This window comes from Sphingomonas sp. P4_G3 (assembly GCF_056401105.1).
In genome coordinates, this window is sequence record NZ_JBFUJZ010000002.1 from 536,634 (window position 1) to 556,134 (window position 19,501).

At 65.5% G+C, this 19,501-nt stretch carries 19 protein-coding genes; 11 read left to right on the forward strand and 8 right to left on the reverse strand.

The features are described from left to right. Positions 1–123 precede the first annotated feature (123 nt). Positions 124–696, reverse strand: coding sequence for a CC0125/CC1285 family lipoprotein (locus AC1DQQ_RS08115; RefSeq protein ID WP_478029044.1), 573 nt, complete (start codon positions 694–696; stop codon positions 124–126). Between the two features lie 300 nt (positions 697–996). Between AC1DQQ_RS08115 and AC1DQQ_RS08120 the strand changes: the two genes are divergently transcribed. Next, positions 997–2,094, forward strand: coding sequence for a carbohydrate porin (locus AC1DQQ_RS08120; RefSeq protein WP_478044796.1), 1,098 nt, complete (start codon positions 997–999; stop codon positions 2,092–2,094). A 25-nt stretch (positions 2,095–2,119) separates the two neighbouring features. On the opposite strand, the gene AC1DQQ_RS08125 is transcribed toward AC1DQQ_RS08120, so the two are convergent. From AC1DQQ_RS08125 to hpnI, 5 genes are read right to left on the reverse strand one after another with little or no spacing between them, the layout of a single operon-like run. Next, entirely contained in the window at positions 2,120–3,085 is a 966-nt protein-coding gene (locus tag AC1DQQ_RS08125) for a lysylphosphatidylglycerol synthase domain-containing protein (RefSeq protein ID WP_478044797.1), read from the reverse strand. Positions 3,086–3,105: 20 nt separating this feature from the next. Beyond that, complete coding sequence (locus AC1DQQ_RS08130; protein ID WP_478044798.1) at positions 3,106–4,014, reverse strand: ferritin-like domain-containing protein; 909 nt, start codon at positions 4,012–4,014, stop codon at positions 3,106–3,108. Between the two features lie 11 nt (positions 4,015–4,025). After that, entirely contained in the window at positions 4,026–4,856 is an 831-nt protein-coding gene (gene hpnK, locus AC1DQQ_RS08135; RefSeq protein ID WP_478029040.1) for a hopanoid biosynthesis-associated protein HpnK, read from the reverse strand. Between the two features lie 5 nt (positions 4,857–4,861). Further along, on the reverse strand, positions 4,862–6,307 hold the full coding sequence (gene hpnJ / locus AC1DQQ_RS08140; protein WP_478041568.1) for a hopanoid biosynthesis associated radical SAM protein HpnJ: 1,446 nt from the start codon (positions 6,305–6,307) through the stop codon (positions 4,862–4,864). After that, a complete protein-coding gene (gene hpnI / locus AC1DQQ_RS08145; protein WP_478044799.1) occupies positions 6,304–7,470 on the reverse strand; it encodes a bacteriohopanetetrol glucosamine biosynthesis glycosyltransferase HpnI in 1,167 nt (388 codons plus the stop codon). Before hpnI ends, hpnJ begins: the two co-directional genes overlap by 4 nt. Before the next feature lie 46 nt (positions 7,471–7,516). Between hpnI and hpnA the strand changes: the two genes are divergently transcribed. Genes hpnA through AC1DQQ_RS08180 form a run of 7 tightly spaced genes read left to right on the forward strand, consistent with a single transcriptional unit; the run spans position 7,517 to position 15,155 of the window. Continuing rightward, on the forward strand, positions 7,517–8,527 hold the full coding sequence (hpnA, locus tag AC1DQQ_RS08150; protein WP_478044800.1) for a hopanoid-associated sugar epimerase: 1,011 nt from the start codon (positions 7,517–7,519) through the stop codon (positions 8,525–8,527). Further along, positions 8,524–9,654: a glycosyltransferase gene (locus AC1DQQ_RS08155; RefSeq protein WP_478044801.1), complete on the forward strand. Its 1,131-nt coding sequence runs from the start codon at positions 8,524–8,526 to the stop codon at positions 9,652–9,654. The genes hpnA and AC1DQQ_RS08155 overlap by 4 nt, the downstream gene beginning before the upstream one ends. Beyond that, entirely contained in the window at positions 9,651–10,475 is an 825-nt protein-coding gene (gene hpnC / locus AC1DQQ_RS08160; RefSeq protein WP_478044802.1) for a squalene synthase HpnC, read from the forward strand. The genes AC1DQQ_RS08155 and hpnC overlap by 4 nt, the downstream gene beginning before the upstream one ends. Then, positions 10,472–11,308: a presqualene diphosphate synthase HpnD gene (gene hpnD, locus AC1DQQ_RS08165; protein WP_478044803.1), complete on the forward strand. Its 837-nt coding sequence runs from the start codon at positions 10,472–10,474 to the stop codon at positions 11,306–11,308. Before hpnC ends, hpnD begins: the two co-directional genes overlap by 4 nt. Beyond that, on the forward strand, positions 11,305–12,561 hold the full coding sequence (hpnE, locus tag AC1DQQ_RS08170; protein WP_478044804.1) for a hydroxysqualene dehydroxylase HpnE: 1,257 nt from the start codon (positions 11,305–11,307) through the stop codon (positions 12,559–12,561). The genes hpnD and hpnE overlap by 4 nt, the downstream gene beginning before the upstream one ends. Positions 12,562–12,570: 9 nt before the next feature. After that, on the forward strand, positions 12,571–14,508 hold the full coding sequence (gene shc / locus AC1DQQ_RS08175; protein WP_478044805.1) for a squalene--hopene cyclase: 1,938 nt from the start codon (positions 12,571–12,573) through the stop codon (positions 14,506–14,508). After that, on the forward strand, positions 14,505–15,155 hold the full coding sequence (locus AC1DQQ_RS08180; protein ID WP_478029031.1) for a phosphorylase family protein: 651 nt from the start codon (positions 14,505–14,507) through the stop codon (positions 15,153–15,155). Before shc ends, AC1DQQ_RS08180 begins: the two co-directional genes overlap by 4 nt. 15 nt (positions 15,156–15,170) lie before the next feature. Here the strand turns inward: AC1DQQ_RS08180 and hpnH are convergent, their stop codons facing one another. Both hpnH and ispH read right to left on the reverse strand, forming a co-directional pair. Then, positions 15,171–16,316, reverse strand: a complete 1,146-nt coding sequence (hpnH, locus tag AC1DQQ_RS08185; RefSeq protein WP_478044806.1) for an adenosyl-hopene transferase HpnH — start codon at positions 16,314–16,316, stop codon at positions 15,171–15,173. A gap of 9 nt (positions 16,317–16,325) precedes the next feature. Next, the gene (ispH, locus tag AC1DQQ_RS08190; RefSeq protein ID WP_478044807.1) at positions 16,326–17,294 is read right to left on the reverse strand and encodes a 4-hydroxy-3-methylbut-2-enyl diphosphate reductase; all 969 of its coding nucleotides are present in this window, start codon (positions 17,292–17,294) and stop codon (positions 16,326–16,328) included. A 190-nt stretch (positions 17,295–17,484) separates the two neighbouring features. On the opposite strand from ispH, the gene AC1DQQ_RS08195 reads away from it, so the two are divergent. From AC1DQQ_RS08195 to AC1DQQ_RS08205, 3 genes are all read left to right on the forward strand, one after another. Beyond that, positions 17,485–18,078 (forward strand): ABC transporter substrate-binding protein, encoded by a 594-nt coding sequence (locus AC1DQQ_RS08195; protein WP_478044808.1) that lies wholly within the window; start codon positions 17,485–17,487, stop codon positions 18,076–18,078. Continuing rightward, positions 18,075–19,118, forward strand: a complete 1,044-nt coding sequence (locus AC1DQQ_RS08200) for an MlaA family lipoprotein (protein WP_478044809.1) — start codon at positions 18,075–18,077, stop codon at positions 19,116–19,118. The genes AC1DQQ_RS08195 and AC1DQQ_RS08200 overlap by 4 nt, the downstream gene beginning before the upstream one ends. 109 nt (positions 19,119–19,227) lie before the next feature. Further along, on the forward strand, positions 19,228–19,501 hold a 274-nt coding region (locus tag AC1DQQ_RS08205; protein ID WP_478044810.1), incomplete at its 3' end, for a 1-deoxy-D-xylulose-5-phosphate synthase N-terminal domain-containing protein.

Consider the following 19,501-nt stretch of genomic DNA (forward strand, 5'->3'; position numbering starts at 1 on the left):
ACCCTCACCCTCCCACCGCTTCGCGGCGGGCCCCTCCCTCTCCCGCAAGCGGGAGAGGGTATGAATAAAGAAAAAGGCCGGGGATTGCGCCCCGGCCTTTTCGTTTCAGTCCGATCGCCCAGCCTATTTCGGCATGACGATCGTCGGTCCGATATTGGCGATCACCGACTTGGCATCGAATGCGCGGACATTGCCCGCGGGCTTGGGACCCTTGCCCATCACGATCTCGGCAATGGCCTCGTACTTCTCGACCGTGTTGACGTCGATATTGCGGTCGAAGAAGGGATCGCCCCAGAACGGGTCCCAGCTCCGCCAGCCGAAGCCGCGGCCATAATAGCGCCAGCGCGGGCCCCATAGGCCACCGCCATAGGGGCCGCCGAAGTCGTTGACGTAGGTCCGCGTCTTCTTGTCGGTATCGCGATCGGCCATGACGAAATAGTCATAGCCCTGCTGCTCGGTCAGCTCCGCCGCGCGGAACAGCAGATAGCGCTCGACCGTGTCGCGCGAGGTCATGGTATTGCCGGAAAAGGTAACCTGGAAACGGTTCGCCTCGATCTGGCGATCGCTATAGCCTTCGCGCGAGAAGCCGGCGCCGGTCGCCGGGCGGTAGGTAGTTTCGGTCATGCAGCCCGCGAGCATCAACGATGTCGCGGCGACTGCGCCCATCAGGGCAACGCGACCTAAGGAAGACGTCATTTTCAAATCTCCGTTCACCGGGAGGAAGCAACGCTCCATCCTACCCCGCCCTCTTGGAACGCAGAATGAACGGATTTTGCTCCATATGCCAGCGGCGTAACGATCGGTTGGTCGCATCCCGTTCGATCGGCCTTGGCGATCGCAGCTGCGACGCGCGATCGGCGGCAGGATAGGGTGTATTATAACATTCGATAATGCATTGATCTCCGCAACGCTTCCCGATACCCGCGGCGGGTCGGAGGGACCGGCGGCAACGATCGGTGCAATCTCGTGCAAGGGTTCTTACGTCTGGCCTGTGGCGTGATCGCCCTTGTCGCACCGGCGGCGGCGAGAGCCGACGACACGCCGTCGGCCGATTTGCGCTACACGACCGACATCATCGGCGTGGCCGCTGGCGGCGAACGCCGCGGCGTGCGCTGGATGGGGCGGCTGGACCTAGATCTCGATAGCGGAACCGATCTGTTCGGGGTGCCAGGCGCGCATGCCCATGCCGATATCTTCCTTCTCCATGGCGGCGGCTTTTCGACACGCGATGCGGGCGATGCCCAGGTCGTCAGCAATATCGATGCGCCTTATGCCATCCGTCCGTTCGAAGCCTGGGTCGAAGCGCCGTTGGGCGCCGGCGTCAGAGCCAAAGCCGGGCTGATCGACCTCAACAGCGAATTCGATGTGCAGTCGGTCGGGGCGCTGTTCCTCAACAGTTCGTTCGGCATCGCGCCCGATTATTCGCAATCCGGACTGAACGGCCCGTCGATCTTTCCGGTGACGTCGCCAGGGCTGGTCGTCGCGATCGAACGGCCGCGCTGGACGGTGCGCGCCGCCATGTTCGACGCGGTGCCGGGGAACCCGGACCACCCGCATCGCACGCTCCCAGGCCCGTTCGGTCGCGGTGGAGCGTTGCTGTCGGCCGAAGGCGAGGTGAAGATCGGTGGCGGTGGCGAACTGCAGCTGGGCGCCTGGTATTATACCGATCGCTTCGCGCGGCTCGACGGCAATGGCCGCGGGCGTAGCGCGGGCGGCTATGTGCAGTATGAGCAAACTCTCGCCGGAGATGAGAAGACCGGAGCGCTCAAGGGATGGCTTCGAGCCGGACGTGCGGCGGCCGAGGTCAATGAGATCGGAGTCTATGTCGGGGGAGGATTTTCCTGGGGAACCGATGATCGGTCGTACGGCATTGCGGTCGCCCATGCGCGGTTGGGCGATCCGGCCCTGCGGGCATTCGCCGCCGAGTCCATGTCGCGGCGGCGCGCCGAGACCACGATCGAAGTCACCGCGACGCGTCGGTTGAGCAAGTGGCTGCAAGTGCAGCCCGACGTGCAATATGTCCTCCATCCGAGCTGGGGCGCTGCCGCCGACGCGCTGGTTTTGGGATTGCGCCTGCATTTTTCGGTCAAATGAGCCGCTTCGTGGCGTATAACGAGGCTTACCTGCCGCCAGCTCGGGCGGCGATCTGGCGCGCCTCGGCGAATTGCCAGCACAATAAGGTTGGCAGACCGATCGCCACGTCCCGCGCGCGCTTGGCAAGTGACAGCGCGAGCGCGCTTTCGGGCGGCAGGCCGAATAACGGTGCGGCCAGCGCATAGGCCACTTCCTGCACGCCCAGCGCACCGGGAATGAAGAAGGCGATGCTGCGTAGGGTGAAAATCAGGCTCTCCAGCGACAGCACGTCCCATAGCGAGATCCGCGCGCCCATCAGGTGAAGCGCCAGCCACCCGCCCAGGCCGCTCGCGACCCAGGCCGCGAGGTTGAAGCCGAAGGCAATCGCCACCCGGTCGCGCCGGAGATAGATCCGCGCGAGTTCGGCCCGGATGTCGCTCAATGCGACCTGCGATCCGGGGATGAAGCGCTCCCCGATGCGCCCGGTAATGTCGAGCGCCGAGCGTTGCGCGACGAAGAAGAACAGGATGATCACGACCATGATCGCGGTCCCGCCGAGAATGGCGGGGCGCAGCGATACGGCCGTGCCATCGCCGATCAGCAGCGACGCCATCAGCGCCAGCCCGAACAAGGTGTAGACCAATTGCGCCGCCATTTCGGTCGTCAGGTCGACGACCAGCGAGCCGTAGACGCGCGACGTCGGAATGCCGGCGACAGAAAGCGAGCGAGCGGCGACCACGATGCCACCGAGTTGCGAGAAGGGCAGCAGGTCCGACACCGCCTCACGCAGCATTCGCGCCCAGGCGAAGCGACCGATTCGCGCGGTCCGCTCGCCGGGCGCCGCGGCGAGCCATGCGGCACCAAGCAGCAGGAATGTCCCGAGCGACCAGCCACAGAACAGCAGGAAGCCGCCCAGCCCGAGCCGGCGCGCCACGGCGACGATATCGGCGAAACCCGTAACGCCGAACGTCCAGATCGTGACAATCAGTCCCGCGATGGTGGCCAGCAGCAAGCCGGCACTGGCGGAAATCTTCAGGCGGTGTCTCCCGCCGGGCGGGGCGCGCGCATGAATTTCAGCGCGAGCCGTATCATCGCCGGCACGAAGCGCGGCCGGATCAGCCGCGAATCATAGCCCGCCAGCCGCCGGTCGTTCTCGGACAGGCAGATCCGCGCCAGTTCGGCAAAGCTGACTTCGACGCCCAGCTCCTTCGAGCCATTGAGCGTGAAGTTGTTCTCCTGCGCCTTGCTATTATCCCCCATGCCCTTGGCCATATCGATCCGTTCCCAGATCAGGAAGAGCCAAACGACAATGACCTTGGCCTCGAAATAGGGCCGCCGCCACCACGGCATGTTACGCCGCCACCAGGCGACCCAGTTGACGAAGAACAGGATGTGCCGCCCTTCCTCGCGCATCACCGGCTCGAACGTGTCGATCAGTTCGGGCGGGAAGAAGCCGGTATCCTTGGCGAGCTTGAACAGGCCGAAGCCGAAGAAACTGTCGATACATTCCGAATAGCCCGAGCGCATGAATGCCCATTCCGCGTCCTTGGGCTTGCGGTAATCCGGCTCGGGCTGCAGCTCGATGCCGTAGGATTGGACCATGTCGGCGAGCACGACCTTGTGCCGGCGCTCCTCGAACGCGTCCATCTGGACTGCCGCTTTCAACAGCGGATCCTCGACCGTCTCGCTGAACGTCTTGACGAACAGGCCGGTGCGACCCTCGGTCTGCACCGCCATGTCCCAGATCGGCAGCGAGACGATCTTCTCGCGCGTCTCCGGCTCGAGCTCGGGCCAGTCGATCAGCGCGGGCCGATAGGGATCGTGCGTATCCAGGATCATGCGGCTGAACAGCATCAGATGGTCGGGAGAGCCGAGCCGCACCGGACCGGTGGGCAGTGGCGCGTCGGTGTCGAACTCCCCCCAATCGGGCACGAGGTTCATCGGTCGGTCCTTCAGGCAAAATCGGCGAAATGGCCGAGGGCGACGCGCTCGCGCGTCAGGATGGTCTTGGCAAGCGGGTCGACTAATGCAGCCAACTCGCCGCGATAATCATAGCTGGGCGCCGATCCGGGATAGGCGCCGGTCGCCGGATGGGTGTAGATCTCAGTCAGGCCGTCGGGCAGCAGTTCCAGGATGCCGCGCACCCTGTCGCCGGTCATCGCGCCCGACCAGGCCAGCCCGAACACCTGATCGGGAACGAGTATCCCTGCACGCCGCAAGCGTGCGCGAACCAGGCGTGCCCAGATCGTCTCGATGCGAGGACCGGAAGCGGTTCCATCGACCTGCGCCAGTAGCCGGCGAGGCTCGATCGGCGCCCTGGCCGCGCGCATGCCGTAACGCTTCCCGATCTTCAGGATGGCGCCGGCGATCGTCGGATGGAGGTGGAAATGCTTGTGCGCGTTGACATGGTCGAGCGTCAGCCCGGTCGCGGCGAAGGCAGCGAATTGCGCCTCCACCTCGGCAGCCAGTTGCCGCCGCGCGGCGGGAGAGGCGAAGATGGTGACGCCGGCTCGCGCCATGTCGGTGCGGAAATTGCCCGTGCCATCGACCAGCGCTGGAAGGCGATCGGCCGGCAGTACCGGCCGTCCCTCGACCAGCACGATATGCAGTCCGACGCCCAGGGTCGGAAGCGCGCGCGCACGCGCCACGGCATCGGCCGCCGCCTTGCCCGCCACCATCAGCGAGGCCGCGGTCAGGATGCCGTCGCGATGCGCCTGTTCGACCGCGTCATTGACTTCGGGCGAGGCGCCGAAATCGTCGGCGGTGACGATCAGCCGTTTCACGTCGCTTATGCGGCTTCCTTGCGGCGGCGCAGGAAGTCGAAGAACTCGACGCCTTCACGCAGGCGGCGCTTCATCATGTCGAAATCGCGCACCATTTCCCACACGATCGACCCGATCTTGGACGGGCGGAAGTAGAAGCGTTTGTAGAATTCCTCGACCTTGTCGAAGATCACGGTCGACGGCAGATGCGGATAGCTCAGCTGCGCGATCTGGTTGCCGCCATCGGTCAGCAGATGGTCGGTGCCGTCGAACCAGCCATTCTCGGTCGCTTGCTTGAACAGAAACGTCCCCGGATAGGGCGCGGCGAGCGACACCTGGATGGTGTGCGGGTTGATTTCCTTGGCATAATTGATCGTCTCTTCGATCGTTTCTTCGGTTTCGCCGGGGAGGCCGAGGATGAAGGTGCCGTGGATCACGATGCCGAGCTCGTGACAGTCCTTGGTGAATTGCCGCGCGACATCGGTGCGCAGGCCCTTCTTGATATTGTGCAGAATCTGCTGGTTGCCGCTCTCATAGCCGACCAGCAGCAGCCGGCAGCCGCCGGCCTTCATCGCTTCGAGCGTCTTCCTCGGCACATTGGCCTTGGCGTTGCAGCTCCACGAGACGCGGAAGCCCGGCTTGCCGAAACCGAGTTCGCCGAGCGCCCGCGACAGCTCCTCGATCCGCGGGGCGTTGTCGGTCAGCGTGTCGTCGTCGAAGAAGATCTCCTTGACCTCGGGCATCGCCTCCAGGACGTATTTCACTTCCTCGATGACATGGCCGATCGATCGGGTGCGGTAATTGTGGCCGCCGACGGTCTGCGGCCACAGGCAGAAAGTGCAGCGGCTCTTGCACCCACGGCCGGTGTAGAACGACACATACGGGTGCTTCAGATAGCCGCCGAAATATTTCTCGATCTGGAGATCGCGCTTGTAGATCGGTGAGACGAACGGCAGCGAGTCCATGTCCTCGATTACCGCGCGATCCTTGTTGTGGACGATCGTGCCGTCGGCATCGCGATACGAAATGCCGTGGACCTCGCTGAGCGGTATTCCCTTGGCGATATCGAGGATCGTGAAATCGAATTCGTTGCGGCAAACGAAATCGACCGCGGTCGATGCCTCCAGCGACTTCTGAGTCTCGACCGCGACCTTGGCACCGATCAGGCCGATCAGCGCTTTCGGGTTGCGCGCCCGGATCAGCTCGACGGTGTGGACGTCCTGACGGAAAGACGGCGTCGAGGTGTGCAGGATGACGAGATCCTTGTCGTCGACCTCATGCTTGATGTCGTCCCAGCCGAGATCGTGCGCCGGCGCGTCGATCAGCTTCGACCCTTCGATCAGCGCGGCGGGCTGGGCGAGCCAGGTCGGATACCAGAAGGAGCGCACCTCGCGCTTCATCTGATACCGGGCGCCGGCACCTCCGTCATAACCGTCGAACGAAGGGGCCTGAAGAAACAGCGAGCGCATCATCGGAAAGGTAACTCCGGTTCGGCCGAGATCCGGCCACGTTGTGCCATTCTAAGTGTTGCGCCGCGCCAATCAACCGATCGCGCCGTCAGGCTGGCGATAAATACCGTAAAAGTGAGGCAATCGCGCAGCGGCAGCAGCCATAATGACGCGGTTCTTGCGCCTCCGCGCCCGTCCGCGACGATGGCGGTGGAAAGGCGCGCAAGCAGAGCAAGGCCGGCGAGGGCAAGGCCTGGCAGCGGATGGAAGGGGCTCGCCAGAAGCGCGAGCGGCAGCGGCATGGCGATCACGCTCGTGAGATAAGCGGCCGGCACGACGTCCCGCACCGTCGCGCCCCAGCGCAGTTCGTGCCGCCACAGCTCCCCGAAACTGCGCTCCGTCGAACCATGGGTAACCAGCATCGCCGGCATCGCGACCTTGAGTCCCAATGCCGCCACCGCCTCGCCGATCGCGTAATCGTCGGCCAGCACGTCGGCGAACGCCGCGAATCCGCCGATCGCCGCCAAGGTTTCACGCCGCATCGCGATGGTCGAACCCATGCACGGCCGCGCCAGGCTGCGCGCGGCGCCGAACACCACGCCGGGCAGGAATTGCCAGCTGAGGCCGGCGGCTGCGATTCGCGACCAGAAACCCGCGTCGCCGCGTCCGTTATAGGCGATCGTCACTGCGCCCGTCCCCGGGGCGTCGAGCGCCGCGAGTAAGCGGGACAGGTAATTGGGCCCGACGACCATGTCGCTGTCACTCAGCACCGCGATGTCGTGCGCGATATGCGGTTCGAGATTGATGAGGTTGGCAATCTTGCCGTTGGCGCCGTGCGCCGTCGGATCGACGATCAAGTCGATCCGCGCGTGAGGAAAGCGCGCGCGAAGCGTCTCGACCGCGGCGATTGCGGGATCGTCGGCGCGCTGGACGCCGCACAGCAATTGGATCGGGCCGTCATGATCCTGTGCCAGAAAGGTCGCGAGATTGTCGGCGAGTCGCGGCTCTGCGCCATGCAGCGGTTTCAGGATCGTCACGGCATCTTTGCGGCGTCCCGACACAGCCAGGGATGATAGAAAGCTACGCAGCGTGATCGCGGCCGCGACCATATAGGCCGAGCCGATCAGGCTCAGCCCCAGCATTCCCCATGCCAGTCCAGTGATGATTGTGATCGGGACCCCCGCCATGCCTGTTCCTCTATCCGGCGCCGCAGCTCCTGTGTAGAGCGCGCACGTGGGTCCGTCCGACGCATCTTCTCCACTCGTTCTCGTCACCGGCGTTTCCGGCTTTGTCGGCTCGGCCGTGGCGCGTGCGCTGGCCGCGCGCGGCACGCGCGTGCGCGGCCTGGTCCGCGAATCGAGCCCGCGCGCGAACCTGACCGACTTTCCCGGCGAACTTGTCGAGGGCGACCTGCGCGATGCCGACGCGGTCGCGCGCGCGATGACCGGGGTGCGCCATCTCTTCCACGTCGCTGCCGATTATCGCCTCTGGGCGCCCGATCCGGAGGAGATCGTCCGCAACAACGCGACGACAACGCAGATCGTGATGGAGGCAGCGCTCGCCGCCGGGGTCGAACGCATTGTCTATACGTCGAGCGTCGCCACGTTGAAGCCGAGCGATGGCGAGCCCGCCGACGAAAGCCGCGCGGCGACGCCGGACCAGGTGGTCGGCGCCTATAAGCGCAGCAAGGTCGTGGCCGAGCGGTTGGTCGAGGAAATGGTCGCCGACCGCGGTCTGCCCGCCGTCATCGTCCAGCCCTCGACGCCGATAGGCCCGCGCGACGTCAGGCCCACGCCGACCGGGCGCATCATCGTCGAGGCGGCGAATGGCAGGATGCCGGCTTTTGTCGATTCCGGCCTCAATCTCGTCCATGTCGACGACGTCGCCACCGGGCATTTGCTCGCGTTCGACAGGGGGAGGGTCGGCGCCCGCTATATCCTCGGCGGGCAGGACGTGATGCTGGGCGACATGCTTGCCGAAATCGCCGCGATCGTCGGCCGCAAACCTCCCACGATCCGCATTCCGCGCGCGCCGCTTTTCCCGCTTGCCTGGGTGAACGAGCAGGTCGCGCGGCTCACTGGCAGCGATCCGTTCCTCAATATGGATTCGCTCAGGATGGCGAAGCACCGCATGTTCTTCACCTCGGCCAAAGCGGAGGCCGAACTGGGCTATCGCGCGCGGCCGCATCGCGAGGCGCTGGCCGATGCGATCGCCTGGTTCCGCTGCGCGGGGATGGTGCGGTGATCTGGACGGTCGTCGCCGGACTGTCGCTGATTATCTGGCTGGTGCTGATCTTTGCCCGGCACGGTTTCTGGCTGGCGCGCGAACGCGACACGCGCGACGTGCCGGCCGATCCCTTGCATTGGCCCGAGGTGGTGGCCGTAGTGCCGGCGCGCGACGAGGCCGATGTAATCGCGCGTTCCATCGGCAGCCTTGCCGGGCAGGACTATCCTGGAAATTTCCGCGTCATCCTGATGGACGATTCGTCGAGCGACGGCACCGCCGATATCGCCCGCGCGCTGGGATCCGATCGGGTCGAGGTGGTGCGCGGCCTGCCGCTCGCGCTGGGCTGGACCGGCAAATTATGGGCAGTCTCGCAAGGTGTGGAGCGCGCCGGGAGCACACCAACCTGGCTGTGGCTCACCGACGCCGATATCGAACATGCCCCCGACACGTTGCGCACGCTTGTCGCGCGCGGGGAGGCGGGTGCACTGACCCTGGTCAGCCTGATGGCTCGGCTGCGCTGCGACAGCATCGCCGAACGGATGCTGATCCCGGCGTTCGTGTTCTTCTTTCAGCTGCTCTACCCGTTCGAGCTGGTCAATCGCGCTGGCGGGATCGGCGGCGGCGCCGGCGGGTGTATGCTGGTGCGGCGCGAGGCGTTGGAGGCGGCCGGTGGCATCGCGGCGATTCGCGACGCGCTGATCGACGATTGCACGCTGGGGGCGTTGCTAAAGCGACAGGGGCGCATTTGGCTCGGTCTTACCGACCGCTCGCGGAGCATCCGGCCGTATGATGGGTTCGACGCGGTGGCGGCGATGATCTCGCGTTCGGCTTATGCCCAGTTGCGCTATTCGCCGTTGCTGCTCGCGGGCACCATGTTGGGCTTGGCGCTGGTCTATGCCGCGCCGCCATTGCTCGCGATCTTCGGCCAGGGCTTCGCGCGGTTCGCCGGGGTCGCTGCCTGGGCGCTGATGGCGATCGCGTTTCAGCCGATGCTCGCTTTCTATCGCCGCTCGCCGCTCTGGGGCGTGGCGCTGCCGTTGATCGCGGCTTTCTACGCCGGCTGCACCTTGCTATCGGCCTGGCAGCACATGCGCGGTCGTGGCGGCATGTGGAAAGGTCGGGCGCAGGCAGCGGCGGGGCGATGACAGACGTAACCGACCTTGCTTCGGGCAAGAATCACACTGACGAGAATTTTCCGGTGGCGAGCTTCCTGCTCCGCCCCGAACATCGCGCGCCGGTCATGGCCTATTACCGCTTCGCCCGTGCGGCGGACGACATTTCCGACAATGCGGACGCCTCGCCGGAGACCAAACTCGAATTGCTCGCGCATATGCGCGCGGGGTTGGACGGAAAAGGCGCGCCAGAAGCGATGGCGCTGGCCGAGGTGATGGCCGCGCGGCGGATCGACCCGGTCCATGCCCATGACCTGCTCGATGCGTTCGTCCGCGACGTGACGGTCACCCGCTACCGCGACTGGAACGAGCTGATCGGCTATTGCCGGCTCTCGGCGATGCCGGTCGGGCGCTATGTCCTCGACGTGCACGGCGAAAGCCGCGAGACTTGGCCCGCCAACGACGCTTTGTGTGCCGCGCTGCAGGTGATCAACCATCTCCAGGATTGCGCCGAGGATTATCGCGAGCTCGACCGGGTCTATATCCCGCTCGATACCGGGCTGCGCGTCGAGGATCTCGGTGGCGCACGCGCCACGCCGGCGCTGCGGGCGATCCTGACCGATCTCGTCGGGCGGACGCGGCAGCTGCTCGATTCGTCCGCCGGTTTCGCCGCGCTGATTCGCGACCGGCGGCTGGCGGCGGAAGTGGCGGCGATCCACCGGCTGGCACTCAGCCTGTGCGATCGGCTCGAGCAGCGCGATCCGCTGAGCGAGCGCGTCCATCATGGCAAGGTCGAAGCGGGCTGGATCGCGCTCGGCGCGGCGCTTCCCGTGCTGTTCAGGCGCGCGGCATGAGCGATGCCGCCGCCACCGCGCCGGCGACACAGGCTGCCGGCAGCTCCTTCTATGCCGGTATGCGCATGCTGCCCAAGGCCGAGCGCGAAGCGATGTACGCGATTTACGGCTTCTGCCGTGCGGTCGACGATATCGCCGACGATCAGCAGTGTGATCGCGAAGGGCGCGCAGTGGCGCTCGACCGCTGGCGCCGCGACCTCGACTCGCTTTATGCCGGCGGCGATCCCGGGCAGGCGACGCTGGTTGCTGAGGCGGTACGCCGCTTCGATCTAGACCGCGTCGATTTCGAGGCGGTGATCGACGGCATGGCGATGGACGTCGCTCGCGATATTCGCTGGCCGGCTATGGCGGAGCTCGACCTTTATTGCGACCGGGTGGCGTCGGCGGTCGGCCGGCTGTCGGTGCGCGTGTTCGGCATGCCGCGCGAGCCCGGCCTCGAGCTCGCGCACCATCTCGGCCGCGCGCTCCAGCTCACCAATATCCTGCGCGACATCGATGAGGATGCCGAGATCGGCCGTGTCTACCTTCCGGCTGAAGCGCTGAGCGATGCCGGGATCGCGTTGACCACTCCCGACCAGGTCGCCGCCGATCCGCGCATCGACCAAGCGGTCCGCCCGCTGGTCGCGCGTGCGCACGATCATTATCGCGCCGCCAATGCCATTCTCGCCGCGCGGCCCGCCGGGCATCTGATCGCGCCGCGGCTGATGGAAGCGGTCTATTCGAAGCTGCTCAAACGCATGGAAGTCACCGGCTGGGCGCCGCCGCGCCGGCGAGTGAAAGTCAGCAAGCCGGCCTTGCTATGGACGGTAGCGCGGCTGCTGGTGACTCGGTGACCTTCGCGCGAGCGACGATAGCGGGTGCCGGTCTCGCCGGCCTGTCGGCGGCGGTGCGGCTGGTCGAGGCGGGATTGACCGTCCGCATCGCCGATTCCGCTGCCCAGGCGGGCGGACGATGCCGCTCCTATCACGACCAGCAACTTGGCCTCACGATCGACAATGGCAACCATCTGGTGTTGGCGGGGAACAGGTCGGTCGCGGCGTTCCGCGCGACCATCGGGGCGGCTACGCCGCTTGCCGGGCCCGACCATGCCGATTTCGCCTTCGCCGATCTCGCCAGCGGCGAGTGCTGGACGATCCGGATGAACGACGGCGCGTTGCCCTGGTGGGTGCTGTCGAAGCGGCGGCGCGTCCCGGGCACGGGTGCGCTGGACTATTTCAGGCTCGCCGGGCTGCTGACCGGAGCCCCTGCGGATGCCGTTGGCGACCGGATCGATGCGACTGGACCGGTCTGGGACAAGCTGATCGCGCCGGTGCTGCTAGCGGTACTCAATACCCCACCCGAAACCGGCTCGGCCAGGCTGACCGCGGCGGTACTCCGCGAATCGCTGCTGTGTGGCGGCAAGGCGACCTTGCCGCGCATCGCCGAACCGAGCCTCGGGGCGGCGTTCATCGATCCAGCCTTAGCCTGGCTCGCTGCTCGCGACATCCCGTTCACGCCGGGCAGGCGGCTCCGCGCGATCGAAACGCTCGGCGATCGCGTGACCGCGCTCGATTGGGGTGCAGGCCCCGAACCAGTGGCGGATGACGAAGTCGTGATTCTCGCCGTGCCGCCATGGGTGGCGACCGCGCTGCTGTCGGAGGTCTCCGCGCCTGACGCGTTCCATGCGATCGTCAATGGCCACTTCGCGATGAGGCCGCCAGAGGGCGCGCCGGCGATGCTCGGTGTGCTCGGCGGCACCGCGGAATGGTTGTTCGCTTTCCCCGAGCGGATCTCGGTGACGGTCAGCGCGGCTGACGCCATCGTCGATCTCGACCGCGAGGACCTGGCGCAGCGTTTCTGGGCGGATATCCAGAGCGCCTATCGCTTCACCGCTCCGATGCCTGCGTGGCAGATCGTCAAGGAAAAGCGGGCCACTTTCGCCGCGACGCCCGCCCAGGACGCCAAACGCCCGGCCGCCGCGACGCGTTGGCGCAACCTGTTCCTGGCCGGCGACTGGACCCGCACGGGTCTCCCCGCGACGATCGAAGGCGCGCTGCGGTCGGGCGAGACTGCCGCGCGCTTGGCGATTGGCGCCCGGACGCGCTAACGGATCGGCATGGCCACCAAGCTTCAGTCAGCCGATCCGCTTGCGGCGATCGATAGAGCAGTCGATCGCGCCGCCGCGGCGTTGACCGCGGCGCAGCGCCCCGATGGCCATTGGGTGTTCGAGCTCGAGGCGGACTGCACCATCCCGGCCGAATATGTCCTGCTGCGCCACTATCTCGGCGAACCGGTCGACCAAGTGCTGGAAGCGAAGATCGGCCGCTATCTGCGCCGCATCCAGTCGCCGGCGCATGACGGCTGGGGCCTGTTTCATGCCGGCGGATTCGACGTCAGCGCCAGCGTGAAGGCCTATTACGCGCTCAAGATGATCGGCGACGATCCACAGGCGCCGCACATGGTGCGCGCGCGGACGGCGATCCTGGCGGCGGGCGGCGCTGCAGCGGTGAACGTTTTCACGCGCATCCAGCTCGCCTTGTTCGACGCCGGCCCGTGGTCGACCGTTCCGACCATGCCGCCAGAGCTGATCCTGCTGCCCCGTTGGTTCCCGATCCATCTGTCCAAGATGAGCTATTGGGCGCGCACCGTGGTGGTGCCGCTGCTCGTATTGTGTGCGCTCAAGCCCGTCGCGCGCAACGCAAAGGGGATCAAGGTCGACGAGCTCTATACCGGCGAGACCGTACGCCCCGGGACCAAGGCGGCCGATCCCAAATGGCTGTGGACCAAGGGTTTCAACGCGCTCGACCGGTTGCTCAAGGCCGGGGACGGACTATGGCCGACCAAGCTCCGCCAACGCGCGATCCAGACCTGTGAGGCGTGGGTGGTCGAGCGGCTCAACGGCGAGGACGGGCTCGGCGCGATCTATCCGGCGATGGCGAACAGCGTGATGATGTTCGACCTGCTCGGCTATGCGCCGGACCATCCGGCTCGCGTCATCGCCCGCCAATCGGTCGAGAACCTGCTCGTGATCAAGGAGGACGAGGCTTATTGCCAGCCTTGCGTGTCGCCGGTGTGGGACACCGCGCTCGCGGCGCATGCGATGCTGGAGGCGGGGGGCGAGGCCAATATCGCCAGCGCCGACGCCGCGCTCGATTGGCTGAAGCCGCGCCAGGTGCTCGATATCAAGGGGGATTGGGCGGAGGAGCGGCCCGACGTACGTCCCGGCGGCTGGGCCTTTCAGTATAACAACGCGCATTATCCCGACCTCGACGATACCGCGGTGGTGGTGATGGCAATGGATCGCGCCGGGACGGCCGACCGTATGCCGATCGACCGCGGCGTGGAATGGACGGTCGGGTTGCAGTCGAAGAATGGCGGCTGGGGCGCGTTCGACGCCGACAACGCCTATGACTATCTCAACAACCTGCCATTTGCCGACCATGGCGCGCTGCTCGATCCGCCGACCGCGGACGTCTCCGCGCGCTGCGTGTCGATGCTCGCGCAGCTGGGCGAGCGGCCGGACAGCCCGCGTATGGCGGCGGCGATCGACTATCTTCGCCGCGAACAGGAACCCGAGGGCAGCTGGTTCGGTCGCTGGGGGGTCAATTACATCTATGGCACCTGGTCCGTGCTGTGCGCGCTGAACGCGGCAGGGTTCGATCAGGGAGATCCGATGGTCGCGGGCGCTGCCGCGTGGCTTGAGGCAATCCAGAATCCCGATGGCGGCTGGGGCGAGGATTGCGACAGCTACGATCTTGACCGCACCGGCCATGTTCCGGCCCCCTCGACCGCGTCGCAAACCGCCTGGGCGCTGTTGGGGTTGATGGCGGCGGGCGCAGTAGAGAGCCAGGCGGTCGCGCGCGGGATGGACTGGCTGGCCGCCAATCAGGATTCCGACGGGCTGTGGGGTCAGGAATATTATACCGGCGGCGGGTTTCCGCGGGTCTTCTATCTCCGCTACCACGGCTATCCGAAATACTTCCCGCTCTGGGCAATGGCGCGCTACCGCAATCTCAGACGCTCGAACACCAAGCGCGTCACGGTCGGCATGTGACCTTGATCATCGCCTGCGGGCTCAAGCGCGAGGCGCGGATTTTCAACCGCCCCGGACGCGATCTCGTCGTCGTCACCGGCGGCGGCGTTGCGGCGACGCTCGAGCGCGATCTCGACGATAAAGCCGCGCTTTTTCCCGGCATCATCCTGTCATGCGGCATCGCCGGCGCGCTCGCCCCGTCGCTGCGACCCGGCGATGTCGTGATCGACGGCAATGTGGTTGTGGTTGAACGGCTGGGGCAGGCGCTGCCGTATGCTCATCGCGGCGGGATTGTGGGGAACGACGCGATCACCGCAACCGCGGCGGAAAAACGCCTCCTGCACGAGCGGACCGGCGCGATTGCGGTCGACATGGAGAGCCACGTCGCCGCGCGCGTGGCGGTGCGCAAGGGCCTGCCGTTCGCCGCGTTGCGGGTGATTTCGGATCGTGCCGAAGACGATCTCCCGCCCGCTGCGTTGGTCGGGATGCGGCCGGACGGCGGGATGGCACTGGGCGCGGTTCTCGTCTCGCTCGCGCGCGATCCGCGGCAGCTGTCGGCGTTGATCCGTACCGGGCGCCAGGCCGATCAGGCGTTTCGCAGCCTGGCGCAGGCATTCGATGCGATTATCGGGGCCGGGATAGACCGACTCGGGCTGCCGGCCCGTTAAGGCCAGCAAACGGGATCACGCCGCGCGTTGGACCCGTTTGAAGCCTTCGGGGTCGGCCGCCTTGATCTTCGCTAGTTCCAGTTCGACATGCGAGGAATAGACATCCTCGGCAGGCCGCGCGGTCGTCAGGTCGACGTCGGGCGCCATCGCGCCGTCGGTCTTCACGCCGTTGCGGCCGACTTTGAACATCTTGAGCGGATGGCGGATCGCGTCGGTCGCGGCGGTGCCTTCGAACCCGCAATGCGTCATGCAGTTCGAGCATTTCTCGTATTTGCCGACGCCATATTTCTCCCAGTCTGTCCCTTCCATCAATTCCTTGAAGGTCGCGACATACCCTTCGCCGAGCAGGTAGCAGGGCTTCTGCCAGCCGAAGATCGTCCGCAGCGGCATCGACCAGGGCGTGCACTCATAGGTTTGGTTGCCGGCGAGGAAATCGAGGAACAGCGGCGAGTTGGTGAAGGTCCAGTCCTTGCCGCCATTGCCGCGGGCGAAGACGTCGCGGAAGAACTTCTTGGTCCGCTCGCGATTGAGGAAATGCTCCTGGTCGGCTGCACGCTCATAGGCATAACCGGGCGAGATCGTGATCTCGACGCCGAGCGATTCCATCTCATCGAAGAAGGTTGCCAGGCGCTCGGAATCGGCGCCGTCGAACACCGTGCAATTGACCTGCACGCGAAAGCCCTTGCTCTTGGCGAGCTTGATCGCCTCGATCGCGATTTCGTACGTGCCGTCGAGATCGACCGCATGGTCGTGCATCTGCTTGTCGCCATCGAGATGGATCGACCAGGTGAAGAAGGGCGATGGCTCGTATTCGTCGATCTTCTTCTTGAGCAACAACGCGTTGGTGCACAGAATCACCAGCTTCTTCTTGGCGATATAGCCCTTGACGATCCGCGCCATGTCCTTGTGCAGCAGCGGCTCGCCGCCGGCGATCGAGACGGCCGGCGCGCCGCATTCGTCGATCGCTTCCATGCACTGTTCGTAGGACATGCGCTGGTTGAGGATCGGATCGGGATAATCGATCTTGCCGCAGCCGGGGCAGGCCAGGTTGCAGCGGAACAGCGGCTCGAGCATCAGCACCAGCGGATATTTCCCGCCCTTGATATGCTGCTTCAGCGTATAGGCGCCGATCCGCGCGATCTGGGAAAGCGGTAAGGTCATCGGAAAATCCTATTCGGCGGCCGCGCGGGTGAGGTTGCGCAATTGGGGAGGAAGCGTGAATTCCACATCTTCGGTGACGCCATCCAGCTGTTTCACCGAAACCGGGCGGACCGCAGCGATGGCGGCGATCACGCTTTCGATCAACTCGTCGGGCGCCGACGCGCCGGCGGTGATGCCGACCGTCGCCACGTTGTCGAACCATGCGGGGTCGACGCCGCCGCCATCGTCGACCAGATAGCTCGGCACGCCCATTTCGTCGCCTATTTCGCGCAACCGGCTCGAATTCGAACTGTTGCGCGCGCCGACCACGATCAGCAGGTCGCTTTGCCGGGCGAGATCGCGAACTGCGGTCTGCCGGTTCTGGGTGGCGTAGCAGATGTCGGCGACGTCAGGACCCTGGACGTCGTCGAAACGCTGGTTGAGCGCCGCGATCACGCCACGCGTATCGTCGACGCTGAGGGTGGTCTGCGTGATATAGGCGATCGGCGTATCCGTCGCGAGCGGCAGGGAGGCGACGTCGTCGGTGGTCGAGACGAGATGAATCGGCGCGTCGACCTGGCCCATCGTACCGATCACCTCGGCATGGCCGGCATGGCCGATCAGCACGAGCGTTCGCCCCGCTTTGGCATAACGACGACCCTGGACATGGACCTTGGTGACGAGCGGGCAGGTCGCATCGAGCACCGGCAAGCCGCGCGCGACGGCAGCCTCCTGGACCGATCGCGGGACGCCATGCGCGCTGAAGACGGTCGGCGCCTCAGGCGGAATTTCATCGAGTTCGTCCACGAAAATCGCGCCCTTGCCGCGTAATCGATCGACGACATGGCGATTGTGAACGATCTCATGCCGGACATAGACCGGGGCACCATAGAGATCGAGTGCGCGCTCGACGATCTCGATCGCGCGGACTACGCCCGCGCAGAAACCGCGTGGATTTGCCAGCAGAACGTTGATCGAAGGCGAAGAAGGATCGGTCATCTGGTCCTGCATGCAATTCCGTCTTTCGAAATGCCGCGACCCAGCACTGGGCCCTGGGGGCACAGATAGTCGTTCACCCCCGGTTGCAAAAGACGCAATATTGCAACGCGGCAAAGAGTTTGCGTTCGACAAGGGTGGACGCCCTCACGCTGGGCGGGGTATTGCCCGGCGGCCGATCAGGAGTGTTTTGATGCGTATCACTGTCTCCTCCGCCGTGTTGCTGGCGCTTGCGATTCCCGTTCCTGCGTTCGCCCAGACCGATCCCGCGCGCACCATTGTGCAGGCGCTCGACGATGGCTTGATCGCGATCATGAAGGCCAAGGGAACGGCAAAAAGTCGTTCGGCCGCGATCGGCCCGGTGATCGATCGCGCATTCGACTTACCGCTGATGACGCGACTCGCGGTGGGCTCGAGCTGGACGACGACGCCGCCGGCCGATCAACAGGCGTTGGTCGCCGCCTTTCGACGGATGACCATCGCCCAATATGCCAATAATTTCGACAGCTGGTCGGGCGAGCGGTTCGCGATCGCTCCGCAGATCGAGGCACGGGGCGGCGATAAACTGGTCCGCACGACGCTGACCACGCCGGGCAAGGCAGATATCCCGATTAGCTATCGCCTACGGGCGAGCGGGGGCAGCTGGAAGATTATCGACGTCTTCTATCGCAATTCGATCAGCCAGATTGCGACGCGACGGTCCGATTTCGCGACCGTTCTGGCCAAGGGAGGCGCCAAGGCGCTGGTAACCCATCTCGATGCCCTGGCGGCGAAGGGCGATTTTTGACGATCCCGCTTGTCCTCCCGGCAGTGGCGCTGATCGCCGCCCCGGCCCAAGAGCAAACGGCACCGCCGCCGGCAGCTCCGGTCGTCGCGCCGGCGCCCGTTGCTGGGTCGGCCCCTATCGTTGCCCCGGCGCCGCCCGTCGCCGACTCGCCGGCGGCAAGCCCTTCCGCGCCGATTCCCGAGTTTGCGGACCCGCTGTTCGATCCCGAAACCGCCGCTCCGGCCGCCATGGGCGAGACGCCGTTTCGGGCAACCGCGGTCGACCCCAATCGCGGTGATCCGCTGGAAGGATTCAACCGCGCGATGTTCGGGCTCCATCAGGCGCTCGACAAGTCGATCTACCGGCCGGTCGCAATGGGCTATCAGCATATCGTACCCAAACCGGTGCGATCGGGATTGCGCAACTTCTTCGGTAACCTGACCGAGCCGGTCGTGTTCCTGAATTACCTGCTCCAGTTCAAGTTCGGCAAGGCGGCGGAGACGCTGGCGCGGTTCACGATCAATTCGACCCTGGGTGTCGGTGGCCTCTTCGACATCGCGAAGACGAAGGATTTCAACCTTCCACATCGCAACAACAGCTTTGGCGATACGCTGGCTTATTACGGCGTCGGGCCCGGACCCTATCTGTTTCTGCCGCTGATGGGCCCGACCACGTTGCGCGATGTGCTGGGTGGGCCGTTGGACGGTGCCGTTCTGCCGCTCGCGATAGGCAAGCCCTTCACCGACTGGCGTTACCAGGTTTCCAGCGGGGTGATCACCGGACTCGACCTGCGCGCCGAATCCGACCCCGAATTGCGCGCCTTGTTCGGCGGCGCGGTCGATCCGTACGCCACCTTGCGCTCGGTCTGGCTGCAGAATCGCGCCGCCGAGGTCGCCGATCTGCGGCACCACCGAGTCGACGTGCGGAATCCGTCGGAACTCGATGACCCTTTACGTGATCCCGGTGGGCCAACCGCGTCTCCGCCCGAATCGGACGCGCGGGAATTGCAGGACCCGATGGCCGATCCGGCCGCGCCGGCACCCGCAGAAATGCCACATTGATTTCTTCTAATGCTCATCAACATCCGCGGTTTTCCGAGGAGATGGTCGTTGGCCGCACGATTGTTTCGCGGCGCTGTTGGGTTAAGTTGGGCGCAGGAGCCGATACCAGATGACCATTTCCTTCGAGACGCCCTTGCTCGACACCGTTTCGACGCCGGCGGATCTTCGCAACCTGAAGCCCGAGCAGCTGCGCCAGCTGGCGGACGAACTGCGCGCGGAGACGATCTCGGCGGTGGGGACGACCGGCGGCCATCTCGGTTCGGGGCTCGGCGTGGTCGAGCTGACGACCGCGATCCATTATGTGTTCAACACCCCTGACGACCGGCTGATCTGGGACGTCGGGCATCAATGCTATCCGCACAAGATCCTGACCGGGCGACGCG